Source organism: Streptomyces sp. NPDC057702, from assembly GCF_042799315.1.
Classification (GTDB): Bacteria; Actinomycetota; Actinomycetes; order Streptomycetales; family Streptomycetaceae; genus Streptomyces.
The window spans coordinates 128,805-150,438 of sequence record NZ_JBHVJC010000016.1; the positions used below are offsets into that span (position 1 = coordinate 128,805).

The window sequence follows — 21,634 nt, forward strand, 5'->3', positions numbered from 1 at the left end:
CGGCTATCGTCTGCCGCATGCGCAGCAGACAGTACGGGCCCGACCTGACCCCGCCCTGGAAGAAGCCCGCGTCCGTGCCCGAGGTGGACGCCGAGGCGGACCTGGTGGTCGAGGAGGTGACCACCGGCTTCTGCGGCGCGGTCATCCGCTGTGAGAAGACCGCCGAGGGTCCGACCGTCACGCTGGAGGACCGCTTCGGCAAGCACCGGGTCTTCCCGCTGAACGCGGCCGGCTTCCTCCTGGAGGGACGCCCGGTCACCCTCGTACGCCCCCGGCCGCGCACGGCCGGCGGGCCGGCGGCGGGGCGCGGCGGAACCTCGCGTACCGCCTCCGGGTCGGTCGCCGTCCCCGGGGCGCGCGCCCGGGTCGCCCGCGCCGGGCGCATCTACGTGGAGGGCCGCCACGACGCCGAGCTGGTCGAGCGGGTGTGGGGCGATGACCTGCGCATCGAGGGCGTGGTGGTGGAGTACCTGGAGGGCGTCGACGATCTGCCCGCCATCGTCCGGGAGTTCGCGCCGGCGCCCGACGCGCGGCTCGGCGTCCTCGTCGACCACCTGGTGCCCGGTTCCAAGGAGTCCCGCATCGCCACCGAGGTCAGCGCGGCCGGCGGCGACGTGCTGGTCGTCGGGCACCCCTACGTCGACGTGTGGCAGGCCGTGAAGCCGGCCTCCCTGGGCATCCCGGCCTGGCCGGTGATCCCCCGGGGCCAGGACTGGAAGACGGGCGTGTGCCGCGCTCTGGGCTGGCCGGAGAACACCGGCGCGGCCTGGCAGCGCGTGCTGGGCGCGGTCCACTCGTACCGCGACCTGGAACCCGAACTGCTGGGCCGCGTGGAGGAACTGATCGACTTCGTCACGGCCCCGGCGTAGGAGCCAGGCCCTCCGACACGGCGCCGCACGGGTGACGGACCGACGGGGCGCGTGCCGCGCTCCCCGGCGGGCAGCTTCCGTGGGCTCCCGGTCCCGCCCCGTCCCGTTCGAGCGGCGTGGACGTCAGCGCCGGGGGGGCACTCTCCGTGCGCACGCGTCCAGCCGCCCCGGCGCCCTGCGAGCCGGCTGGTCGGTCGACCGCTCAGTCGACCAGGTCGCGGACGACCGCGTCGGCCAGCAGTCGGCCGCGCAGGGTCAGGACCGCTCGGCCCGCCTCGTACGGCCCGGTCTCCAGCAGGCCGTCCGCCAGGGCGCGGGCCGCGGCGCGGGCGCCGGCGGGGGCGAGGATGTCCAGGGGGCAGCCGTCCGCGAGACGCAGCTCCAGCAGGATCCGCTCGACGCGGCGGTCCTCGGCGCTGAGCACCTCGCGGCCCGCGCCCGGCGAGCGCCCCTCGGTCAGCGCCTGCGCGTACGCCCCCGGGTGCTTCACGTTCCACCAGCGCACGCCGCCCACGTGGCTGTGGGCTCCGGGGCCGGCGCCCCACCAGTCGGCGCCGCGCCAGTACAGCTCGTTGTGCTGGCAGCGGCCGGCCCGGGTGGTGGCCCAGTTCGACACCTCGTACCAGTCGAAGCCCGCGGCCGTCAGCGTCTCCTCGGCGATCAGGTAGCGGTCGGCGTGCACGTCGTCGTCGGTCATCGGGACCTCGCCGCGCCGGATGCGCCGCGCGAGCTGCGTCCCCTCCTCGACGATCAGCGCGTACGCCGAGATGTGGTCGGGGTCCGCGCCGAGGGCCGCCTCCAGGGAGGCCCGCCAGTCCGCGTCGCTCTCCCCCGGCGTCCCGTAGATCAGGTCGAGGTTGACGTGGTCGAAGCCGGCGGCGCGGGCCAGCTCCACGCACCGCTCGGGCCGCCCGGGGGTGTGCGTGCGGTCGAGGACCTTCAGCACGTGCTGGCGCGCGCTCTGCATGCCCAGCGAGACGCGGTTGAAGCCGCCCTCCCGCAGGGTGGCCAGATAGCGCTCGTCCACGGACTCCGGGTTGGCCTCGGTGGTGACCTCGGCGTCGGGCGCGAGGCCGAACTCGTCCCGGATGGTCGCCAGCATGCTCACCAGGTCGGCGGCGTCCAGCAGGGTGGGCGTGCCACCGCCGACGAACACGGTCCGCACCGGGCGCGGGTCGTCCCCGAGCACCTTGCGCGCCAGGCGCACCTCGTCGGCGACCATCGCGGCGTAGTTGTCCCGGGAGGCCAGCGCGCCCCCGGAGCCGCGCAGCTCACTGGCGGTGTAGGTGTTGAAGTCGCAGTAGCCGCAGCGGGTGGCGCAGTACGGAACGTGCAGGTAGAACCCGAGCGGTCGCTCCCCGGCGCCCGCCAGGGCGTGTCGCGGCAGCGCCCCGTCGTCGGGCATGGGCTCACCGTCGGGCAGTGCAGAAGGCATGCGTCCATTCTCCGGCATCGCCCACCTACCCCGGTCCGCCGCGACCGGGACCCGACCGGAACGCGCCGCGCCGCCCGTCGGGGCGCGCCCCGCGCGCCGGGCCCTCCACCCCGCGTACGCCGCGCCGCGCACCCGACCGCGCGCCACCGACACCGCGCGCCGGGCGCGCTCCGGGACTTCTCCGGGTGGGCGGCGCCCTCGGGGCGAACGGGTCAGCGCGCCGCCCTGAGGACCAGCATCGCCAGGTCGTCCTCCGGTGGCGTCGCGGCGAAGGCGTGCACCGCCGTACGGACCCGCTGGGCCACCTCGTGCGCGCCGAGCCCCACGCAGGTGGCCAGCGCGCGGGCCAGACCGCCGTCGTCGTCGAACTGCACCCGGTCCGACCTGTGCTCGGTGACGCCGTCGGTCACGCACAGCAGGGTCTCGCCGGGCAGCAGGTCGAAGGTCTCGCTCTCGTACCGGACCTCGTCCAGCACACCGAGCAGGAGCTGCGGCGCGGCGCGCACCACGACCTGTCCGTCGGCTCGCAGCAGCAGTGGCAGCGGGTGCCCGGCGCTGGCCAGCGTGCAGCGCACCCCGCGCCGCGCGCGGGGGCCCGCGCCCTCCCCGGCCGCCGGTCCGCGCCGGCTCGCGCCCGTGGGCTCCCCGGCCGTGGCCGCCTCGCCCGCCGGGGCGTCGTAGGGCACCAGCTCGCCGTAGAGCAGCGACAGGAACCGGGACTCCCCCGGCCCCTGGGCCGCGATCGCGGACGCCGCGGCCTCCACGGCCTTCTCGCCCAGGGTGCGGTTGAGCCGGTCCAGGACCTCGGTCACGCCGTAGCCCTCGCGGGCGAGCAGCCGCAGCACCGGGCGGGCCAGGCCGGTGACCACGGCCGCCTCCGGGCCGTTGCCGCAGACGTCGCCGAGCGCGAAGCACCAGCGCCCGTCACCGGCCGGGAAGACGTCGTAGAAGTCACCACCCGCGCAGGCGTCCCCGGTCGGCTCGTAGACCACCGCCGTGTCCACGCCGGGGATCGGGGCGAGCCCGCTGGGCAGCAGGCCGCGCTGGAGCACCTCGCTGATCCGCGCCTGTCGGGTGTACTGGCGCGCGGCCACGACCGCCAGCGCGACCCGGCGCGCGAGATCCTCGAAGAGGCGCGCCACCTCGTCCGGGAGGTGGCCGAGCCCACCGCGGCCGATCACCACCGTGCCGACCGTCCGACCGCCGGTGACCAGTCCGCAGGCCAGGGCCGCGCCGCCCGCCCCGAAGACGGCCGCGTCCCGTGGCCACGGCCAGGGCACCGCGCGCCCGCCCGCGCCGGACGGCAGGCTGGGCGGTCGCTCGCCGACCTGGCGCCGCAGCTCCGCCATGCGGCTCTCGCTCGCGTGCCAGACCCACGGGGCGCACGGAGCGGCGTCCGCGCCCTGGAGCCATACCGCGCACCAGTCGGCCAGCCGGGGCACCAGGAGCTGGCCCGTCAGCAGGGCGACCTTGTCCTCGTCGAACTGGCCGACCAGCAGGTCGGACGCCTCCGCCAGGAAGGCGAGCGCGCCCCGGCCGAGCTGGTCGGACACGTCGCGGTGCCGGGCGGCCCGGCGCGGGGCGGGCGCCACGACCTGCGTGACGCGCGCCACCTCGGGGGCGTCCCGCTCCCCGGCGGCGCCCCGCTCGACGGCCGAGGCGGCGGGCGGCGCGGGGGGCGCGGGGGTGACCGGCAGCCGGAACCACACCGACTTGCTGGCCCTGCGGTAGATCGTGCCCCAGGAGTCGGCGATGGTGCCCACCAGCCGCAACCCGCTGCCGGCCCGCCCGTCGGCCAGCCGGCCGAGCGCGGGGTCCCGGCCCAGCTCGGGCTGGCCACGGAGGGCGCTGGCCGGGTGGTGGTCGGTGACCTCGGCGTAGAACGTCGCTCCGGGCTCGGGCGCCTCGGCCGGCTCCAGGGCGCAGCGCACGACCACCCCGGTGCCGGCGTGCACCACGGCGTTGGTGACCAGTTCGCTGACCAGGAGCACCGCGTCATCGCCGAGTTGGGCCGTGATCGGGTCGCCCACCGGCATCCCGTGCGCGGACCAGTCGGCGAGCGCGGTCCGTACGAACTGACGGGCCGCCGCCGGCGCCAGCGCGTTGCCCGACAGGTCCGTGCGACGGATGCGCTCCGGTGGCGGGGCGGGGGCGCCGGGCGGGGCGTCCGGGGTCACGCCGGCGCCGGTCGGCGCGACGGGCCGGGGCCTCGCGGCCTCACCGTGCCCGTACGCGTCCGCGTCGGCTCCGCGACCACCCCTGTGCGCGTCCACACCCGTGCCCATGCCACTCCCCCCGGGGGGTTCTCCTGTACGCCACCCGACCCCCGTCGGGCCCAGGCCCGGGGTGCGACAAGGCGACACCCGCGGGCCGGGTAGGGCGTGAGCCGTGGAGGAATTCGCCTTCCCGCACGGCCCCGATGTCCGATACCGACAGCGTGGCAGAACGCGCGCGCTCATATGCGTCGAGTTACGGAAATGCGCTGCCATGAGCTGCGATATGTCGCGTACGGCCACAACCGCGCCCCGCTCGGCCCCCGTTTCCCCAACGGGTGGTGAACGGGGGCGGGGCTCGAAGTGACCTTAGTCCGCCGTGGGCGTCACCGGGCGCGGAACGGGACGGCACGCCGGCCGCGTCCGCGACTTGGCCGGAACACACGCGTCTGCCCACCCGATCGGGCGGTCCGGACGGCCCGCCCGGTCCGGGCCGCCCGGACCGGGCGGACGCCCCTGGGCGGGCTGGCCCGGCCGGCCCGAGCCGGCGCGCCGCCGGACCCGGACGCCGTGACGGGCGGTCGAGGCCCGCCTCCACCGCCCGTCACGCGCGCACCACCATGGCGGCGCGCCGTCGGCTACGCCTCGCGTGCGCCGGCGTACATCTCCTCGATCAGCGACTTGTACTCGCGCTCGACGACCGGCCGCTTGAGCTTGAGGCTCGGCGTCAGCTCGCCGTGCTCGATGTCCAGGTCACGGGGCAGCAGGCGGAACTTCTTGATCGTCTGCCAGCGCTGGAGGCTCGCGTTGAGCTCCTGAACGTAGCCGTCTATGAGCTCCTGCGTCTCGCGCGCGGCGACGACCTCGGCGTAGTCCCTGCCGGCCAGACCGTTCTCCGCGGCCCAGTCCATGATCGACGGCTCGTCCAGCGCGATCAGCGCCGTACAGAAGTTCCGGTCCGCGCCGTGCACCAGGATGTTGGAGACGTACGGACACACGGCCTTGAACCGACCCTCGACCTCGGCCGGGGCGATGTACTTGCCGCCCGACGTCTTGATCAGGTCCTTCTTGCGGTCGGTGATGCTCAGGTAGCCGTCCGGGGACAGCTCGCCGATGTCGCCGGTGTGGAACCAGCCGTCCGGCTCCAGCACCTCGGCGGTGCGCTCCGGCAGCCCGTGGTAGCCCGCCATGATGCCGGGGCCGCGCAGCAGGATCTCGCCGTCGTCGGCGATGCGCACCTCGAGGCCGGGCAGCGCCTTGCCGGCCGTACCGGTGCGGTAGTCGCGGGGGTTGACGAAGCTGGCGGCGCTGGACTCGGTGAGCCCGTAGCCCTCCAGGATGTTGATGCCGGCGCCCGCGAAGAAGAAGCCGATGTCGGGCGCGAGCGCGGCCGAGCCGGACACGCAGGCCCGCAGCCGGCCGCCGAACGCCTCGCGCAGCTTGGCGTAGACGAGCTTGTCGGCGATGCCGTGCCGGGTCCGCAGGCCGAGCGGGACGGTGGCGGTGCCGGTGGCCCGGAAGTTGTCCTGGGAGACCTTGGCGTGCTCGCGCGCGATCTCGGCGGCCCACTTGAAGACCTTGTACTTGGCCGCACCGCCCTCCCGGGCCTTGGTCGCGACGCCGTTGTAGACCTTCTCGAAGATGCGCGGCACGGCCGCCATGTAGGTCGGTCTGACGACCGGCAGGTTCTCGATGATCTTGTCGACGCGGCCGTCGACCGCGGTGGTGTGTCCGACCGCGAGCTGCCCGGCGACCAGCACCTTGCCGAAGACGTGGGCCAACGGGAGCCACAGGTAGCCGACGTCCTCGGGCTCCAGGAGCTCGATGGCCTCGATCGCCCGGCCCATGTAGGCCCAGGCGTCGTGCGGCAGACGTACGCCCTTGGGGCGGCCCGTGGTGCCGGAGGTGTAGATGAGGGTGGCGAGCTGGTCGGGGCGCAGCGCGCGCACCCGGTCCCACACGCCGTCCGGGTGCTCCTCCAGGTACTCCGCGCCCCGGCGCTCCAGCTCGGCCAGCGAGAGCACCCAGCCCGGCGGGTCGTCGTCGGCCGGCAGCGCGTCGGCCTCCTCGATCACCACCACGTGTGCCAGCGCGGGCAGCTCGGCGCGGTTCGCGCGGGCCTTGCGGAGCTGCTCGGCGTCCTCGGCGATGAGCACCCGGCTGCCGGAGTCGGAGAGGATGAACGCCGTCTCGTCGTCGTTGGTGGACGGGTAGACGGTGGTGGTGGCGGCGCCGGCGCAGAGCACGGCCAGATCCGCGAAGATCCACTCCACCCGGGTGCTGGACGCCAGCGCGACCCGCTCCTCGGTGTCGATTCCCAGGTCGATCAGGCCCGCCGCGATCGCGAAGACCCGGGTGGCCGTCTCGGCCCAGCTCATCGCCCGCCAGTCGGCGGGCCCCTCGCCCGAGGCGGGCGGGACCGGATAGCGGTACGCCTCCTTCTCGGGGGTTGCCGCGACGCGCTCCACGAAGAGCGTGGCCATCGATGGCGGCCGGTTGTCGAGCAAGGCTTGGGTGTCGGTCACGGCATCCTCCCGGGCCCGCCTCAGCGCTAGTGACTCATGAGTAACCTTCGAGCAGTGATCAGACTAGAGGGCCGCGCCCCGGCACGTAAGGGGCTGCAACCTCCTTGTTAAAACAGTGACCAGGCCCTCTTCCCCCGCCCGGACGTGCCGGGGCCCGCAGCGCGCGGCTGCGGGCCCCGGCGTCCCACGGGCCGGCGGGCGGCCCGGGGTGGGTGGCGTCGCTACTTCTTCGCCTTGGCGTCCCCGCCGTCGTCGGTGGACAGCACCGCGATGAACGCCTCCTGCGGCACCTCGACATTGCCGACCATCTTCATCCGCTTCTTGCCCTCCTTCTGCTTCTCCAGCAGCTTGCGCTTACGGGAGATGTCGCCGCCGTAGCACTTGGCGAGCACGTCCTTGCGGATCGCGCGCACCGTCTCACGGGCGATGACCCGGCTGCCGATGGCGGCCTGGATGGGCACCTCGAAGTTCTGCCGTGGGATGAGCTCACGCAGCTTGGCCACCAGGCGCACGCCGTAGGAGTACGCCTTGTCCTTGTGCGTGATCGCGGAGAAGGCGTCCACCTTGTCGCCGTGCAGCAGGATGTCCACCTTGACCAGCGAGGCGGTCTGCTCGCCGACGGGCTCGTAGTCGAGCGAGGCGTATCCGCGCGTCTTGGACTTGAGCTGGTCGAAGAAGTCGAAGACGATCTCGGCCAGCGGCAGCATGTAGCGCAGCTCGACGCGGTCCTCGGAGAGGTAGTCCATGCCGAGCAGCGTGCCGCGACGGGTCTGGCACAGCTCCATGATCGCCCCGATGAACTCGCTGGGCGCGAGCACCGTGGCCCGCACCATCGGCTCGTACACCTCGGCGATCTTGCCGGTGGGGAACTCGCTCGGGTTGGTGACCGTGTGCTCCTGGTCGTCCTCCATGATCACCCGGTAGACCACGTTGGGCGCGGTGGCGATCAGGTCGAGGCCGAACTCGCGCTCCAGCCGCTCCCGGATCACGTCCAGGTGCAGCAGGCCGAGGAAGCCGACACGGAAGCCGAACCCGAGCGCGGCGGAGGTCTCCGGCTCGTAGACCAGCGCCGCGTCGTTGAGCTGGAGCTTGTCGAGCGCGTCGCGCAGCTCCGGGTAGTCCGAGCCGTCCAGCGGGTAGAGCCCCGAGAACACCATCGGCTTGGGGTCCTTGTATCCGCCAAGCGGTTCCTCGGCACCCTTGCTGAACGCGGTGATCGTGTCACCGACCTTGGACTGGCGGACGTCCTTCACGCCGGTGATCAGGTAGCCCACCTCGCCGACGCCCAGCCCGTCGGAGGCCGTCATCTCGGGTGCGGAGACGCCGATCTCCAGCAGTTCGTGCGCGGCACCGGTGGACATCATGCGGATGCGCTCGCGCCTGTTGAGCTGGCCGTCGACGACCCGGACGTAGGTGACCACGCCACGGTAGGAGTCGTAGACCGAGTCGAAGATCATCGCGCGGGCGGGGGCGTCCGCGTCGCCGACCGGCGCCGGCACCGTCTCCACCACCCGGTTCAGCAGCTCGGGGACGCCCTCGCCGGTCTTCGCCGAGACCTTCAGCACCTCGGAGGGGTCGCAGCCGATGAGGTGCGCCAGCTCGGCGGCGAACTTCTCGGGCTGCGCGGCCGGCAGGTCGATCTTGTTGAGGACCGGGATGATCGTGAGGTCGTTCTCCATCGCCAGGTAGAGGTTGGCGAGGGTCTGCGCCTCGATCCCCTGGGCCGCGTCCACCAGCAGGATGCAGCCCTCGCAGGCGGCGAGCGAACGCGAGACCTCGTACGTGAAGTCCACGTGGCCCGGGGTATCGATCATGTTCAGGACATGGGTGGGGCTCTGGTCCGCGCCGTCGGTGGGCGCCCAGGGCAACCGGACCGCCTGGGACTTGATCGTGATGCCACGCTCACGCTCGATGTCCATGCGGTCGAGGTACTGCGCACGCATCTGCCGCTGCTCCACCACACCCGTTAGCTGGAGCATCCGGTCGGCGAGCGTGGACTTGCCGTGGTCGATATGCGCGATGATGCAGAAGTTACGGATGAGTGCCGGATCGGTACGGCTCGGCTCCGGCACATGGGTAGGGATCGCGGGCACGCAGGGGTCCATTCGGTGATTGAACGCAGCTAGCAGCTAATGGGGACATGGTGATAGTCCCGCCCATCGTCCCATGAGTGGCGGTCTCCGTCTGGTTTGGGAGGCCACAGCACCTGCTGGTAATCTGGACGACCGTGCCTCGTGACCTCTCTGGTGCGCGGCACCACGGGAAAACGCCCTTCGGGGCCGCCTTCCCGATCACGAGCACGACACCGAGAAATCCGACGAACCTGCAAAGGCTCTTTCGTGGCGAACATCAAGTCCCAGATCAAGCGGAACAAGACGAACGAGAAGGCGCGCCAGCGCAACAAGGCCGTCAAGTCCTCGCTCCGTACCGCGATCCGCAAGACCCGTGAGGCCGTGGCCACCGGTGACCTGGAGAAGGCCACCGTCGCCGCCCGCGAGGCGTCCAAGAAGCTCGACAAGGCCGCCAGCAAGGGCGTGATCCACAAGAACACCGCCGCCAACAAGAAGTCGGCGCTGGCCGCCCAGGTCTCCACCCTGAGCGCCTGATCCACTGCCTCACCAGCGGTAACGGCCAGCGATGGCCAACCGCGAACCGTGGCTGACGGCCGCGAGGCGACCACCTCGCTCGCCTCTCACCTGTCACGTCACGGTGTCTGACCGAGCTTCGTTTCCCCTGTCGACACGGACCCCGTGGGCCCTCTCTCCCACGCCGTTCGACAGTCGTCCGGCCAACCCGCTGTGCGGGCCGGCCGTCACGACACAGCACCGCACGCGGCCTGCGTTCGCCACGCGGGTGCGGTGCGCCTAGCTCGCGGATTCTTCGCTGAAGGCCCCGTTTCGCGTCCGATTCCCCCGGACCGAGCGGGGCCTTCGGCGTGTATCCGCCCACCCCGACCGGGGCCCGCACGACCCCGCGCCCAGCCGGCCGGCACGACCCCGCGCGCGGGCGGGCCGGCACAGCCCCCGTACGCCGGCGGGCCGATCAGCGTCGGCCGAAGGGCCCGTCGGCCGCGAAGGCGAGCCGGGCGAAGCGCTCGCCGATCAGCGCGTGACCGCCCGCGTCGGGGTGCAGCAGGTCGGGCAGCGGGAGCGTGGCGAAGTCCCGCTCGCCGTACAGGTCGCGCCCGTCCAGGTAGGACAGACGCGGATCGGTGGTGGCACGCTCGGCCACGACGCGGGCCAGCTCGGCGCGGATGACACGCAGACTCAGGCGCCCGGTGGCCAGGTCGGCGGGGGTGCCGAAGGTCCGGAAGCGCGGCACCGGGGCGTCGGGGTCGGGCCCCGTGGGACCCGGGACGTCCTCGACCAGCGGACTGTGCACGGGCGAGACGACCACCAGCGGGGTGTCCGGGTGCCCCTCGCGCACGGTGTCGAGGAAGCCGTGAACGGCCGGGGTCAGCGCGCGGCGGCGCATCAGGTCGGTGTTCACGAGGTTGATACCGATCTTCAGGCTGATCAGGTCGGCCGCCTCGGCACGGATCGCCCGCGCCGTGAACGGGTCCAACAGGGCGTTGCCGTTGAGCCCCAGGTTGGTCAGCTCCACCCCCACCCGGGCGGCGGCGATCGCGGGCCAGGTCCGGGTGGGACTGGCGATCTGGACGCCGTGGCTGATGGAACTGCCGTGGTGCAACCACCTGCGCCGACCGGGGTCCGCGGCCGGCCGCACGGGGGCGTCGGCGCGCAACGCGATGAGGTGGGCGACCTCGCTCTGCGCCAACCAGATCTCGATGTCCTTCTCATGGTCGGGCAGACCGGCGAAGCGGACGGTGCCCGGCGTTCCGGGGGCGTACGCGACGGCCCTGGTGACAGGGTCGACGGTGACCGTCGCCCCACCCGACGGCGCGGCCTGCGCGACCAGGCGCCCGTCCACGAGCAGGTCGTACAGCCCGGGCGGGCCGGCTGTCGCCCCGCGTTGCACGGTGCGGGTGGCCAGCACCTGCAGCTCCAGGACGGTGGCGGCGCTACGCAGGGCCAGCCGCACGCCGGCCGCCTGGGACGCCATCAGGGCCAGGTGGTCGTCATGGGCCTGGGCGATGGCGTGCCGTGGCAGCCGGCGCGGCAGGACGCCGGCCGCGGTCACCTCGATCTCCACGGCGCCGCGCAGCATGGCCGGTGTCGGGGTGAGGGTGATGAGCTCCGTCATGGCTGGTGCGCTCCTCCGTGAGCGGGTCGGGCGTCGGGCACCGCTGTGGTCGTACGCCGCGGTCGTACGCCGTAGGGGCATTGACCGACGGCGCCTCCCTACCTTCCGCCGGGCCACGCCCCACCGGCCCCTCCCCGCAAGGGGATTCACCCCTCCGGGGGGGACGCGGGACCGTCGGCCGGGGGGGCCGGGGCTGCCTCGGGGAAGTGACGGGGGTGGCGGGCCGGTTGGGGCGAGGAGCGGACACGGGGCGCCGTGCGGCGGGAGAGGCGAGCGGCAGGGGAGGAGCAGATGGCACGGGCAGGACGTCCGGTGCGGGCGGGACAGCCGACGCGGGCGGGACAGCCAGCACGGGTGGGGCGTCGCGCCCCGCGAGCGCGGACCGTCGAGGCGGACAACGCGGGAACCAGGGCGCCCGCGGGGGTGGCGTACCGCCCGTGAGAGGGGTGTTGCGCGAGGACGTCACGGCGGATGTTTCCCCCCGGAAGCGATATACCGGACCGTACCGGTCCGGCGTGGGTGGTCAGGTAATGTGCACGCCATGTCGACACCGGGGGATCAGCCCAATCCGTACGCGCAGCAGCCAGCGAACCCGTACGGGAACGTCCCGCCGCCGCAACCGGGTCCGCCGGGCGGTCAGCCCGCGCCCTCCCCGTACGCCTATCCGCCCACCGGCCCGCAGCCGGGCCAGCCGGGGGCGGCGGCCCAGCCGACGATGCCCGCCGGCGTCCCGGTGGGTCAGCCCGGGGGCCCCTACGGGGGTCAGGTTCCGGCTGGTTACGGTCCCGGCGCACCCGCTCCCGGCGTGCCTGCTCCTGGCGGGCCGGGTTCCGGCGGGAAGACGCGCGGCCCGCTGTGGGCGCTGGGTGGCGTGGTGGTGGCCTCGGCGGTCTGGGCGGGCGTCTCGTTCGCGACGGGCGCCTTCGACGGCGACCCGAAGGCCGAACTCGGCAGCTACGCGTACACCGGCAACCTGTGCGGCTCCAGCGACTTCGACCCCATCAAGAAGAAGGGGTTCAAGGAGAAGAGCTCCTCCTCCACCAGCAAGAACCCGATCGCGAGCGGTACCGAGGACGCGGCGCTCGACACGATGCAGTGCAACATCAACTTCGAGGCGGACGGCGCCAGCAGCTCCGACTACTCCTCGACCTGGCTCACCAACTCGGCTCTGCTCCACCACAAGACCGACCCGGCACCGGAGTTCGAGGCGCAGTACCGCGCGTACGAGAACCAGCGCGGCTCCTCGTACACCTACAAGGTCACCGAGGTCCCCGACCTCGGCGACGAGGCCTACGCCGTGACGCAGGTACAGAAGGACGGCGACGATGACGGCAGCTACGTCATCCTCGGAGTCCGCGACGGTTGGATGACGTACCAGATGTCCTGGTCCAACTACATCTCCAGCAGTTCCAGCGTCACCCCGCCGGACAGCAAGGAGGTGACCGAGATGCTCTCGACGAGCGCCAAGGCCACCATGGCGCGTCTCCAGGGCCAGGAGTCGGACACGAAGCCGGAGTAGACGGCGGAGCCGGCGGTCGACGGCGCCCGTGGGTGCTCGCCGCCACCCCGCGCGCTGCCGCCGCCCCCGACCTTGCTGGCCAGGCCCCGCTCTGGGCCACCCACCGCGAAGCTCCGCCGCAACGCCTGCGGCGGAGCTTCTGCTTGCGGCAGCGCCGTCGACGCCGCTGCCGCCTCCGGCGGAGGCTTGGGGTTTCGAGCTTCCGGCTTCGGGCTTCGGGCGGGCGTTGGGCGTGCCCTGGAGTCAGGTGGCGGTGGGGCTGGGTCGTGCTGTGTGCTGGGGGCCTGGGGTTGGGTGCCGGTGGGGGCTGAGTCGCGCGGGGAGGTGGAAGGTCGTGGGGCTGGGGGCGCGGTAGGACTGAGCCGCACGGCGGGCTGGGGGCTTGGGGCTGGGTGGCACGGTGCTTTGGGAGGTCGTGGAGCTGAGTGGGGGGCTGAGTCGTGTGGTGGGTTGGGGGTGCCGGCGGAGCTGGGGCGGTGAGGTGAGTAGCGGTGCTGAGTGGGGGGCGAGGTCGCGCGGTGAGGCGGGGTAGTCGGTGGCGCGACGAAGTGCTCAGCCGCGACCCGAACGGGCGGCTCGGGCCACGGCGACGACGGCCTTCTCCAACGCGTACTCCGGGTCGTCCCCCCCACCCTTGACTCCCGCGTCGGCGTCGGCCACCGCACGCAGCGCCACGGCCACGCCATCCGCCGACCAGCCGCGCATCTGCTGCCGCACCCGGTCGATCTTCCACGGCGGCATGCCGAGTTCGCGGGCCAGATCGCCGGGACGGGCACCGCGCGGCGCCGAGGCCAGCTTGCCGATGGAACGCACACCCTGGGCCAACGCGCTGGTGATCAGCACCGGAGCCACGCCCGTGCCCAGGGCCCAGCGCAACGCTTCCAGCGCCTCCGCCGCACGTCCCTCGACGGCTCGGTCGGCCACGGTGAAGCTGGACGCCTCGGCGCGGCCCGTGTAGTAGCGCCCGACGACGGCCTCGTCGATGGTGCCCTCGACGTCGGCGGTGAGCTGCGTGCAGGCGCTGGCCAGTTCCCGCAGGTCACTGCCGATCGCGTCGACCAGGGCCTGACACGCCTCGGGGGTGGCGGAACGGCCGATGGCCCGAAACTCCGAGCGCACGAACGCGAGCCGGTCGGCCGGCTTCGTCATCTTGGGGCAGGCGACCTCGCGGGCGCCGGCCTTGCGGGCCGCGTCGAGCAGCCCCTTGCCCTTGGCTCCTCCCGCGTGCACCAGGACGAGCGTGATCTCCTCGGCCGGGGCCGTCAGATACCCCTTCACGTCCTTGATCGTGTCGGCGGAGAGATCCTGCGCGGACCGGACCACCACGACCTTGCGTTCGGCGAACAGCGACGGGCTGGTCAGCTCGGCGAGTGTGCCGGGCTGCAACGCCTCCGGAGCGAGGTCGCGCACATCCGTGTCGGGGTCGGTGGCCCGCGCCGCGGCTACCACCTGCTGCACGGCGCGGTCGAGCAGCAGATCCTCCTGGCCCACGGCAAGTGTCACGGGGGCGAGCGGATCGTCGGTCGTCGTCTTCTTGGCCATCGCCCCCAGCATCCCACGGGCCACTGACACCCCGACCGGCCAGCCGCCTGATAGCCACCCCCGGCCCCCAACGCCCGCACTCGCGCGCACCCGATGCGTCCACCTGAGGGCGTGCGGCTGGCTGTGTGGGGGCTGGCGTCTGGCCTACGGCCGTGCGGGGCCAACGTCCGGCTGGCGGCTGATCGACTGACCGGGTGGTGGCTGGCCGACTGATCGACAGCTGAGCAGGTAACCGGGTGATGGCTGACCAAGTGGTGGCTGGCCCGCTGATCGATGGTTGGCCAGCGGCTGAGCGGGGGGGACCAACGGCGCGCGGCCGTCTGCGCGTACCCGGTCAGGCGCGTGTGCCTGGGCGCGTCCGCACACCTGGGCGCGTACGGCTCCGCTGCGCGGGCGGGTGCGCTGCTGGATTCCCTTCCCTCTCCCCCTGCCCGCCCGCCCACCTCCACCACCGTTGCTGTCACCACCCTCGCGCCGTGGCCAGCATCGCGCCGTCACCGGCTTCGCGTCATCGTCACCACCGTCGCGCCGTGGCCAGCAGCACCCCGTGGCCAGCTTCACGCCGTGATCAGCTTCACGCCGCCGTCACCAGCGCCGCGCTGTGGCCGGCACCGCCACCGTCGCCCGCACGGCACGACATGGCACGGTCGTGAGCCCCGCTCGCGCCCCGACCACGACGGCTCCCCCGCCGCACGACGCGAGGCAGGCGGCTTCGGCGCGCCGACCATCGTCGCGCACAATGGGCTGGTGAGCGTACGACCCCGAGCCGACGAGCAGTCCGAACCCGTTATCCGTCACCTGCTGGTACTCCCCGACCGTGATGCCGCCGACGACGCGGCTCACGAGGCCGTGGACCGCTTCGGGCTCGGTGAGGAACCGCAGGTCGTACGCGAAGCGCTGGCCGGCGAGGACGACGCCGAGGACGCCCAGTGGCTGGTCGTCATCGAGGACCCGGAGGCACTTCTGGCGGCGGCGACGCTCGATGCCTTCGCCGCCGAGTACGACGGGTGGCACGAGGCCGAGTAGGGGTGGCTAACGCGGCACCGATGGCGTGGCCGCACCCCCCGCCGTCGCTCGTCCCTCAGCCTGTCCCCGCTCGCCGGGCGCGATCGCATTGTCGATTCCGGCTTCGCCTCCTTCTCTGTCCACGGCCCCGACCTGGGCGTTGTTCTCGGCAGTCGCCGCGTTCTCAAATACGGGCTGAGCCTCGTCCACTGGTTCGGTGCCGGCGGTGTCCTGTGGGGCGAGGCCGGACAGGTCGCGTATGTGTGGCACCGGCGAGGGCAGCACCCACAGCAGGCACAGCACGGCGCCCGCGGTCCCGATCCACAGCGTGGGGCGCAACCCGATGGTCGACCCGAGCGCCCCCGCGGCCAGCGCGCCCATCGGACGCACGCCGTGAGTGAGCGTGCGGTAGGCGCCGGTCACCCGGGCCCGCAGAGCATCCGGTATGAGCACCGCGTGCAGCGAGCTCACGGCGATGTCGGTGATCATCACGCCTATGCAGGAGCCCAGTTCCGCGAGGAAGAGCAGGGTCAGAACGAGCGGCGTGGGGCCACCCGCGAGGGGCACGAGCAGCAACGGCACGGGGAAGAGGGTGAACCCCAGGACAGCGGCGCGACCGATGCCCAGGCGATGCACGACCCGGCCCGTGACGGCCGCACCCACGAGCCCACCCGCCGCTCCTACCGCGAGGACGGCTCCCAGCAATCCCGCGCTCAGTCCCAGCTCGGAGGTGACGTAGAGGATGAAGAGAGTGTGGAAGATGAAGTTGAAGAACTGGATGGTGGCGGAGGCCGCGAAGGTGGCGCGCATGACGGGCGAGCGCATGATCCAACGCAGCCCGGCCGTGAAGTGCCCCTTGGCCGGCATGGAGGGTGGCGGTTCGACGGGGGCGATCCGACCGAGATAGCGCGCGGATACCAGATAGGTCAGGCCAGTGGCGATCAGCGCGAACGGAGCGGCCAGCATCTGTACGAGGAATCCGCCGACACTCGGCCCGGCCACGTAGGCGAGCGAGCGGCTCCCGTTGATCAACGCGTTGGCCTCGACGTAACGCGCGGGGGGCACGAGTGAGACGAACAACGTGGCGTTGCAGACGTCGAACACAACGGTCAGCGAGCCGACCGCGAACGCCGTGAGATAGAGCTGGGTGAGGCTGAGCGCGTCGAGCGCGTACGCGACGGGCAGGGACGCGACGAGTACGGCGCGCGCCAGATCCGTAGCGATCATGATGCGCCGGCGGCTGGCCCGCCGGTCGACCCAGGACCCCGCCGCCAGCGAGAACACCAGCGCGGGCAGCAGTTGCGCGGTGGCCAGCCAGCCCATCTCCGCCGCGTCGGCGTGCAGGATGACGACGGCCGCCAGGGGTAGCGCCAACAGGGAGATCTGGTCTCCGATCAGGGAGACGCTCTGCCCGGCCCAGTACCGTCGGAACGGGCTCTGCCTCAGCAGTACGGGCACCTTCTCCGCGACGTTCACGCGTCCTCCGCGGCTGCGGCAGTACTGGTCCCCGGCGCCTGCGGCAACGGGAAGCCCGCGCGGATGACCTGGACGAGCCGGGCTCCCGCCGGTCGACTCTCCGGGTGTGTCTCGCGCCCCTCGAAGGGGCGCAGCAGCGCGTCGATCTGTCGGTGAACGGCGGACAGTTCGTCGGCGGTCAGGTAGACCAGGGCATCGCCGATCCGCTCGGCCCGCTGCCACTCGTCGGGCAGTGTGTGGCGCATCTCGACGGCGACGTTGAGTTGCTCGAAGTACCGCTCCACGACGGCCAGTTCCACCGCGTTGGCCGCTTCCGCCACGGCCGGTTCCGTCGAGCTGTGGGGCCACTCGGTGAAGCGTGCCGTGGCCCGCCACGGCTTCTCCCTGCCCTGCCCGCCGGCGGCCACCTCGACCAGGCCGTACTTGGCGAGCATTCGCAGGTGATACGAGCAACTGGCGACGGACTCGCCGGTCAGTTCGGCCGCCCGTGTCGCGGTACAGGGCCCGTGAGCGCGAAGCAGACCGACCAGGCGCATGCGAGTGGGATGGGCGTACGCACGCAGGGCGCGCGGGTCGGTCAGCCGTGCCCCGCCCGTCGACTCCCGTGCAGGAGATGAAGCGTCCGGCTTGACGGGACCTCGCTTGGCGCTCTCGCAGCTTTCTGACATCTTCTAAAGATACCTTTAGAAAGACTTCTTTACAGGGAGCTCGCAGGAGGACATCCGGGTACCCGACGGGCGACCCATGGCAGCCAGCAGATGAACCTCTGGTGTTGACCCAGCCAAGCGGGCGCGGAGCACGGGCGTCCTTCGTAGATTTCTCGCATGCGCGTCCGACCATGTGTGCGAGGTTCCTGTGGCGGTCCCTGACACCGAGACGATCCTGGCAGCCGCTGGACTGGTCCTGACGGGAGTGGTCTGGGCGGTGGAGCGGTACCTCCCGGGCCGCAAGCGCATCGGCTACCGCGTGCAGATGGACGCCACAGTCGGCATGAATCCTCCGTCCGCCCACGACATCGTGCAGCTTCAACTGCTGGTCAACGACGAGGCGGTGACGGACGCGACGGTGGCGCTGCTGCGGGTCGAGAACGACGGCAGCAAGGACATCGTGCGCCACGACTACCAGGAACCGCTCGTCGTCGAGTTCCCCGGGCGCACGATCGCGGCGGTGAAGGTCACCGAGACCGACGCCTCCCTGGAGAACATGCTCACGCGCAACAACGGGCTGCGCGTGTCGGGCGACAGGCTCACCCTTCCCAAGGTGCCGCTCAACCGCAGGGACCACTTCAAGCTTCTCGTTCTGCTCGCCGGCAACGGAAGCGACGTGACGGTGTCGGGCTTCATCAGCGGCGGCTCCATCCGCCGCAACGCGCAACGTCGGGGCCCCGGCAAGGTGAGCCTCGCTCTCGGCAGTGTCTTCATCATCCTGATGGGGTTGCTCGGGGGTCTGCTGATCCGCAACTCCAGTGAGAAGACCGTCAATTCGATCTGCGCCTCCGGTGAGCTGATCATCGAGGGTTCGACGGCGTTCGCGAAACCGATGGAGGCCATCGCCGAGGACTACCAGAAGCAGTGCCCTGGCGCCGACATCAAGGTGGAGGGCGAAGGCAGCCTGAACGGGCTCGAGAAGCTGAACCGTGCCGGCGCCGATCACCCCGACCACCGCCCGGCCTTTATCGCGATGTCGGACGTCCGGGCCGATGACAGCGACACGGACTTGGTGGGAGGCCCTCCCGTCAGCGTGGTTCCGCTCAGTGTGGTGGTCAACCGCGACACCGGCGTCAAGAACCTCACCACGGACCAGCTCAACGACATCTACAACGGCACGAGCAAGAACTGGAACCAGGTGACCGGCGGCAGGAACATACCGATCAGCCTGGTCACCCGCAATTCCCAGTCCGGCACCCGGATCACCTTCGAGCAGGAAGTGCTGGGCAGCCAGAAGCCCCGCACCCGCACCCCGCCCCCGGACTGCACCAGGATCGACCAGTCCGCCTCCAGCCGCGACTGCGAGGCATCGGGCACCACCGCCGCGTTGGAAGCCATCGGTCGCACACCCGGCGCCATCGGCTACGCGGAGACATACGCGGCGAGTCGCAGTCCCCGGGTCACCACCGTCCGACTCAACGGTCAGGCACCAGAACTCGTCCCGGGCAAAGCGGACCGCTACCCCTTCTGGGCCGCCGAACGGCTCTACACCTACGGCAAGCCTCGCGACGGCTCCCTCACCGCCAAGTTCCTCGCCTACATGAACAGTCAGAACGCGCAGACCGTGTTGCGGACGCACAGACACCTCCCCTGCTCCAGGGCCGAGAACTTCTTCTCCCGCGCCTGCGCCCCCGAATAGAGGCTCGCGGAGTGCCCTCGGCTCCCGTAATGGCCACCGATCCGTCGGTATCGGTTCGCAGCACCCGCGCCCCCTGCTCGCGCAGGGCGGCCACGGTGCTGGGCGCTGGATGGCCGTACGAGTTGTCCGCGCCGCACGAGATCAACGCCAGTCGAGGGCGGAGGCTGCGCAGGAGCCTGTGGTCCTGATGAGCCGACCCGTGATGCGCGACCTTCACCACGTCGATGGGCCCGAGATCAGGGTGCGCGGCCAACAGGGCTTGCTGTGCCGAGGGTTCGAGGTCACCGAGAAGCAGCATGGACAGCCCCGCCGTACGGACGAGCAAGGTGACACTGGCATCGTTCGCCCCGGTGACGGCCCCCGCGTCGGCTGCGCTCACACCCTCAGGTGTCGACGCCTCCGCCACGCCCGTGTCCCGGCGCACACTACGCACACCTGCCGAACCCACGCCGGCGAGAGAGGCCCACGCGCCTCGCCGGTGCGCGGTTGCGGCGGTGGGGGCGGGCTCGGGGGCAGGTGCGACACGCTCCGCACGAGATCCGTCACGCGACGCGATGGCCGGTGGCGGGGGCGGGCCCGACAGCTTCGGAGGCCACAACACCTGCCAGGACAACCCGTTGGTACGCCGGCGCTCGCCTGGCTCCGCTTCAAGCTGATCCACACCGGCCCTCGCGACCGTGCCACGGACGAACTCGGCCTGCCCCGGCGGCTCCCGCAGACTCGTCGTCTGCACCGCCCCAACGGCCCTGCCCCGCAACACACCGGGCAGACCGGCCACATGGTCCGCGTGAAAGTGGGTCAGCACCACCATCGGAATCCGCACGACACCCAAATCCCGCAGACAGCGGTCCACCGCCCCCGGATCTGGCCCGGCGTCCACCACCACGGCCGTGCCCTCCCCGGCAGCCAGCACCAGCGCGTCGCCCTGCCCGACATCGCAGGCCACCAACCGCCAGCCGGGCGGTGGCCAACCAGTGATCACCCGAACCAGCGGCGCCGGTCGCACCAGGGCCACCACCAGCAGCAGTGCGCAGGCCGCGCAGAGCCAGGGGTGGCGTAGGACGCGACGCACCAGCAGCACGATGACGACCGTGACCGCAGCCAGCGTGAACGCGCCCGCCCAACTACCCGGCCAACTCACCCCCGCCCCAGGCAACGCGGCTCCCGTACGGGCTACCGAAGCCAGCCACTCCACCGGCCAACCAGCACACCAGGCCAGGCCCACGGCAACCGGCGGAGCCAACGGGCCCATGGCAAGGGCCGCGAAGCCCAACACGGTCGCGGGCGCGATCGCCAGCTCGGCCAGCAGATTGCACGGAATCGCCACCAGACTCACCCGGGCGGACAGCACCACGACCACCGGCGCGCACACCGCCTGGGCCGCGGCCGCCGCGGCCAGCACTTCGGCCAGCCGCCGCGGCACACCACGGGCCCGCAGCGCGGCACTCCACCGCGGGGCGATGGTCAACAACGCGCCCGTGGCCAGCACCGACAGCGCGAAGCCGTAGCTACGGGCCAGCCACGGGTCGTACAGCAACAGGGCCAGCACGGCGGCGGCGAGCGCGGGCAGCAGCGTCCGACGACGTCCCGTCCCGATAGCGATCAAGGTGATCAGCCCGCACGCGGCGGCCCGCAACACGCTCGGTTCGGGCCGGCACACCACCACGAACCCAAGCGTCAGCACACCACCGAGCAGCGCGGTCAGCCTGAGTGGAACGCCGATCCGAGCGGCCAGCCCACGCCGCTCGGCCCGCGCCGCCAGGTGTGGCGGCCCGATCAGCAAGGCCAACACGATCGACAGATTGCTTCCGGACACAGCCAACAAGTGCGTCATGTCGGTAGCCCGGAAGGCCTCGTCAAGATCGGCCGACACCCGTGAGGTATCGCCCACCACCAGGCCGGGCAACAGCGCCCGCGCATCCGCGCTCAGTCCGTCCGACGCGTCCCGAAGCCCCGCGCGCAACCGCCCCGCCGTACGTTGAAGGCGGCTCGGCCCAGCGAGCACGCGGGGCGGGTGGTCGTCGTCGGTACGCAACACGGCAGCGACACGGTCCCCATCCCGAGTTGGAGGCACCACTCGGGCTCGCACTCTGAGCCGCGTCGAAGGCAGCAGATCGTGCCACCGCACGCCAGCCGCCGATGACGCATCAGGTCCGTGCCCGTCGCCCCGCTCCGTCCACATGTCGTCCGTCGTCGACGCGCCGCCGCGTGTCGCCGAGGCCCCAGACGCTCGAGCGGAGTCATGGAGGTCGACGATGAGCAGCACTGGTGCGCGCGTCCGCGAAACGCGTTCCACGGGGCCTTCGCCCGCCCGCCGGGGTCGGATGCTGTCCCGCACTCTGACACCGTTCGCCACAGCGTCGATAGAGAGGGCGGGAGGCGCCAGTGCCGAGCCTCGCACGCGTGGCCTGATCGGGCGCGGATCGCCTGTGACAGTGAGGTCGACCACGGCCTCGGCCCGGTCGCGGGCGAGCTCGGGAATCGGCCCCCTACGGGCGTCC

The 21,634-nt window shown here is 72.2% G+C and carries 13 protein-coding genes and 1 pseudogene; 5 read left to right on the forward strand and 9 right to left on the reverse strand.

Annotated features, from left to right (window positions below):
• Nucleotides 1-17 precede the first annotated feature (17 nt).
• Nucleotides 18-869 carry a DUF3097 domain-containing protein gene (locus tag ACFVFR_RS14740; RefSeq protein WP_383701259.1) on the forward strand — a complete coding sequence of 284 codons (852 nt, stop codon included), beginning with the start codon at nt 18-20 and terminating at the stop codon, nt 867-869.
• A gap of 202 nt (nt 870-1,071) precedes the next feature.
• On the opposite strand, the gene hemW is transcribed toward ACFVFR_RS14740, so the two are convergent.
• From hemW to lepA, 4 genes are all read right to left on the reverse strand, one after another.
• Nucleotides 1,072-2,304 (reverse strand): radical SAM family heme chaperone HemW, encoded by a 1,233-nt coding sequence (hemW, locus tag ACFVFR_RS14745; protein ID WP_383701262.1) that lies wholly within the window; start codon nt 2,302-2,304, stop codon nt 1,072-1,074.
• A 212-nt stretch (nt 2,305-2,516) separates the two neighbouring features.
• Complete coding sequence (locus tag ACFVFR_RS14750; protein WP_383701265.1) at nt 2,517-4,589, reverse strand: SpoIIE family protein phosphatase; 2,073 nt, start codon at nt 4,587-4,589, stop codon at nt 2,517-2,519.
• A gap of 566 nt (nt 4,590-5,155) precedes the next feature.
• Nucleotides 5,156-7,042, reverse strand: coding sequence for an AMP-dependent synthetase/ligase (locus tag ACFVFR_RS14755; protein ID WP_383701268.1), 1,887 nt, complete (start codon nt 7,040-7,042; stop codon nt 5,156-5,158).
• 221 nt (nt 7,043-7,263) lie between these two features.
• Nucleotides 7,264-9,135: a translation elongation factor 4 gene (lepA, locus tag ACFVFR_RS14760; RefSeq protein WP_383701271.1), complete on the reverse strand. Its 1,872-nt coding sequence runs from the start codon at nt 9,133-9,135 to the stop codon at nt 7,264-7,266.
• Between the two features lie 246 nt (nt 9,136-9,381).
• Between lepA and rpsT the strand changes: the two genes are divergently transcribed.
• Nucleotides 9,382-9,648: a 30S ribosomal protein S20 gene (gene rpsT, locus ACFVFR_RS14765; RefSeq protein ID WP_383701274.1), complete on the forward strand. Its 267-nt coding sequence runs from the start codon at nt 9,382-9,384 to the stop codon at nt 9,646-9,648.
• 436 nt (nt 9,649-10,084) lie between these two features.
• Here the strand turns inward: rpsT and ACFVFR_RS14770 are convergent, their stop codons facing one another.
• Nucleotides 10,085-11,245 (reverse strand): GDSL-type esterase/lipase family protein, encoded by a 1,161-nt coding sequence (locus ACFVFR_RS14770; RefSeq protein WP_383701277.1) that lies wholly within the window; start codon nt 11,243-11,245, stop codon nt 10,085-10,087.
• A gap of 541 nt (nt 11,246-11,786) precedes the next feature.
• Here ACFVFR_RS14770 and ACFVFR_RS14775 point away from each other — a divergent pair.
• On the forward strand, nt 11,787-12,764 hold the full coding sequence (locus ACFVFR_RS14775; protein ID WP_383701280.1) for a hypothetical protein: 978 nt from the start codon (nt 11,787-11,789) through the stop codon (nt 12,762-12,764).
• 552 nt (nt 12,765-13,316) lie between these two features.
• On the opposite strand, the gene holA is transcribed toward ACFVFR_RS14775, so the two are convergent.
• Nucleotides 13,317-14,306 (reverse strand): DNA polymerase III subunit delta, encoded by a 990-nt coding sequence (gene holA, locus ACFVFR_RS14780; RefSeq protein ID WP_383701283.1) that lies wholly within the window; start codon nt 14,304-14,306, stop codon nt 13,317-13,319.
• A gap of 798 nt (nt 14,307-15,104) precedes the next feature.
• On the opposite strand from holA, the gene ACFVFR_RS14785 reads away from it, so the two are divergent.
• Nucleotides 15,105-15,332, forward strand: a complete 228-nt coding sequence (locus ACFVFR_RS14785) for a hypothetical protein (RefSeq protein ID WP_383701379.1) — start codon at nt 15,105-15,107, stop codon at nt 15,330-15,332.
• A gap of 6 nt (nt 15,333-15,338) precedes the next feature.
• Here ACFVFR_RS14785 and ACFVFR_RS14790 read toward each other — a convergent pair whose 3' ends face one another.
• Together ACFVFR_RS14790 and ACFVFR_RS14795 are read right to left on the reverse strand one after the other, a co-directional pair.
• A complete protein-coding gene (locus ACFVFR_RS14790) occupies nt 15,339-16,787 on the reverse strand; it encodes an MFS transporter (RefSeq protein ID WP_383701286.1) in 1,449 nt (482 codons plus the stop codon).
• Nucleotides 16,784-17,455 carry a winged helix-turn-helix domain-containing protein gene (locus tag ACFVFR_RS14795; RefSeq protein WP_383701289.1) on the reverse strand — a complete coding sequence of 224 codons (672 nt, stop codon included), beginning with the start codon at nt 17,453-17,455 and terminating at the stop codon, nt 16,784-16,786. Before ACFVFR_RS14795 ends, ACFVFR_RS14790 begins: the two co-directional genes overlap by 4 nt.
• A gap of 871 nt (nt 17,456-18,326) precedes the next feature.
• Between ACFVFR_RS14795 and ACFVFR_RS14800 the strand changes: the two are divergent.
• A pseudogene (locus tag ACFVFR_RS14800) lies at nt 18,327-18,983 on the forward strand (PstS family phosphate ABC transporter substrate-binding protein); the annotation flags it as partial.
• Between the two features lie 28 nt (nt 18,984-19,011).
• Here the strand turns inward: ACFVFR_RS14800 and ACFVFR_RS14805 are convergent.
• Nucleotides 19,012-21,171, reverse strand: a complete 2,160-nt coding sequence (locus ACFVFR_RS14805; RefSeq protein WP_383701292.1) for a ComEC/Rec2 family competence protein — start codon at nt 21,169-21,171, stop codon at nt 19,012-19,014.
• Between the last annotated feature and the right edge of the window lie 463 nt (nt 21,172-21,634).

Bases quoted from the DNA above. Each gene is read 5' to 3' on its own strand.
- ACFVFR_RS14795 (WP_383701289.1), bottom strand. From the start codon at position 17,455: ATGTCAGAAAGCTGCGAGAGCGCCAAGCGAGGTCCCGTCAAGCCGGAC.
- ACFVFR_RS14750 (WP_383701265.1), bottom strand. From the start codon at position 4,589: ATGGGCACGGGTGTGGACGCGCACAGGGGTGGTCGCGGAGCCGACGCG.
- ACFVFR_RS14770 (WP_383701277.1), bottom strand. From the start codon at position 11,245: ATGACGGAGCTCATCACCCTCACCCCGACACCGGCCATGCTGCGCGGC.
- ACFVFR_RS14775 (WP_383701280.1), top strand. From the start codon at position 11,787: ATGTCGACACCGGGGGATCAGCCCAATCCGTACGCGCAGCAGCCAGCG.
- ACFVFR_RS14740 (WP_383701259.1), top strand. From the start codon at position 18: ATGCGCAGCAGACAGTACGGGCCCGACCTGACCCCGCCCTGGAAGAAG.
- holA (WP_383701283.1), bottom strand. From the start codon at position 14,306: ATGGCCAAGAAGACGACGACCGACGATCCGCTCGCCCCCGTGACACTT.
- hemW (WP_383701262.1), bottom strand. From the start codon at position 2,304: ATGCCTTCTGCACTGCCCGACGGTGAGCCCATGCCCGACGACGGGGCG.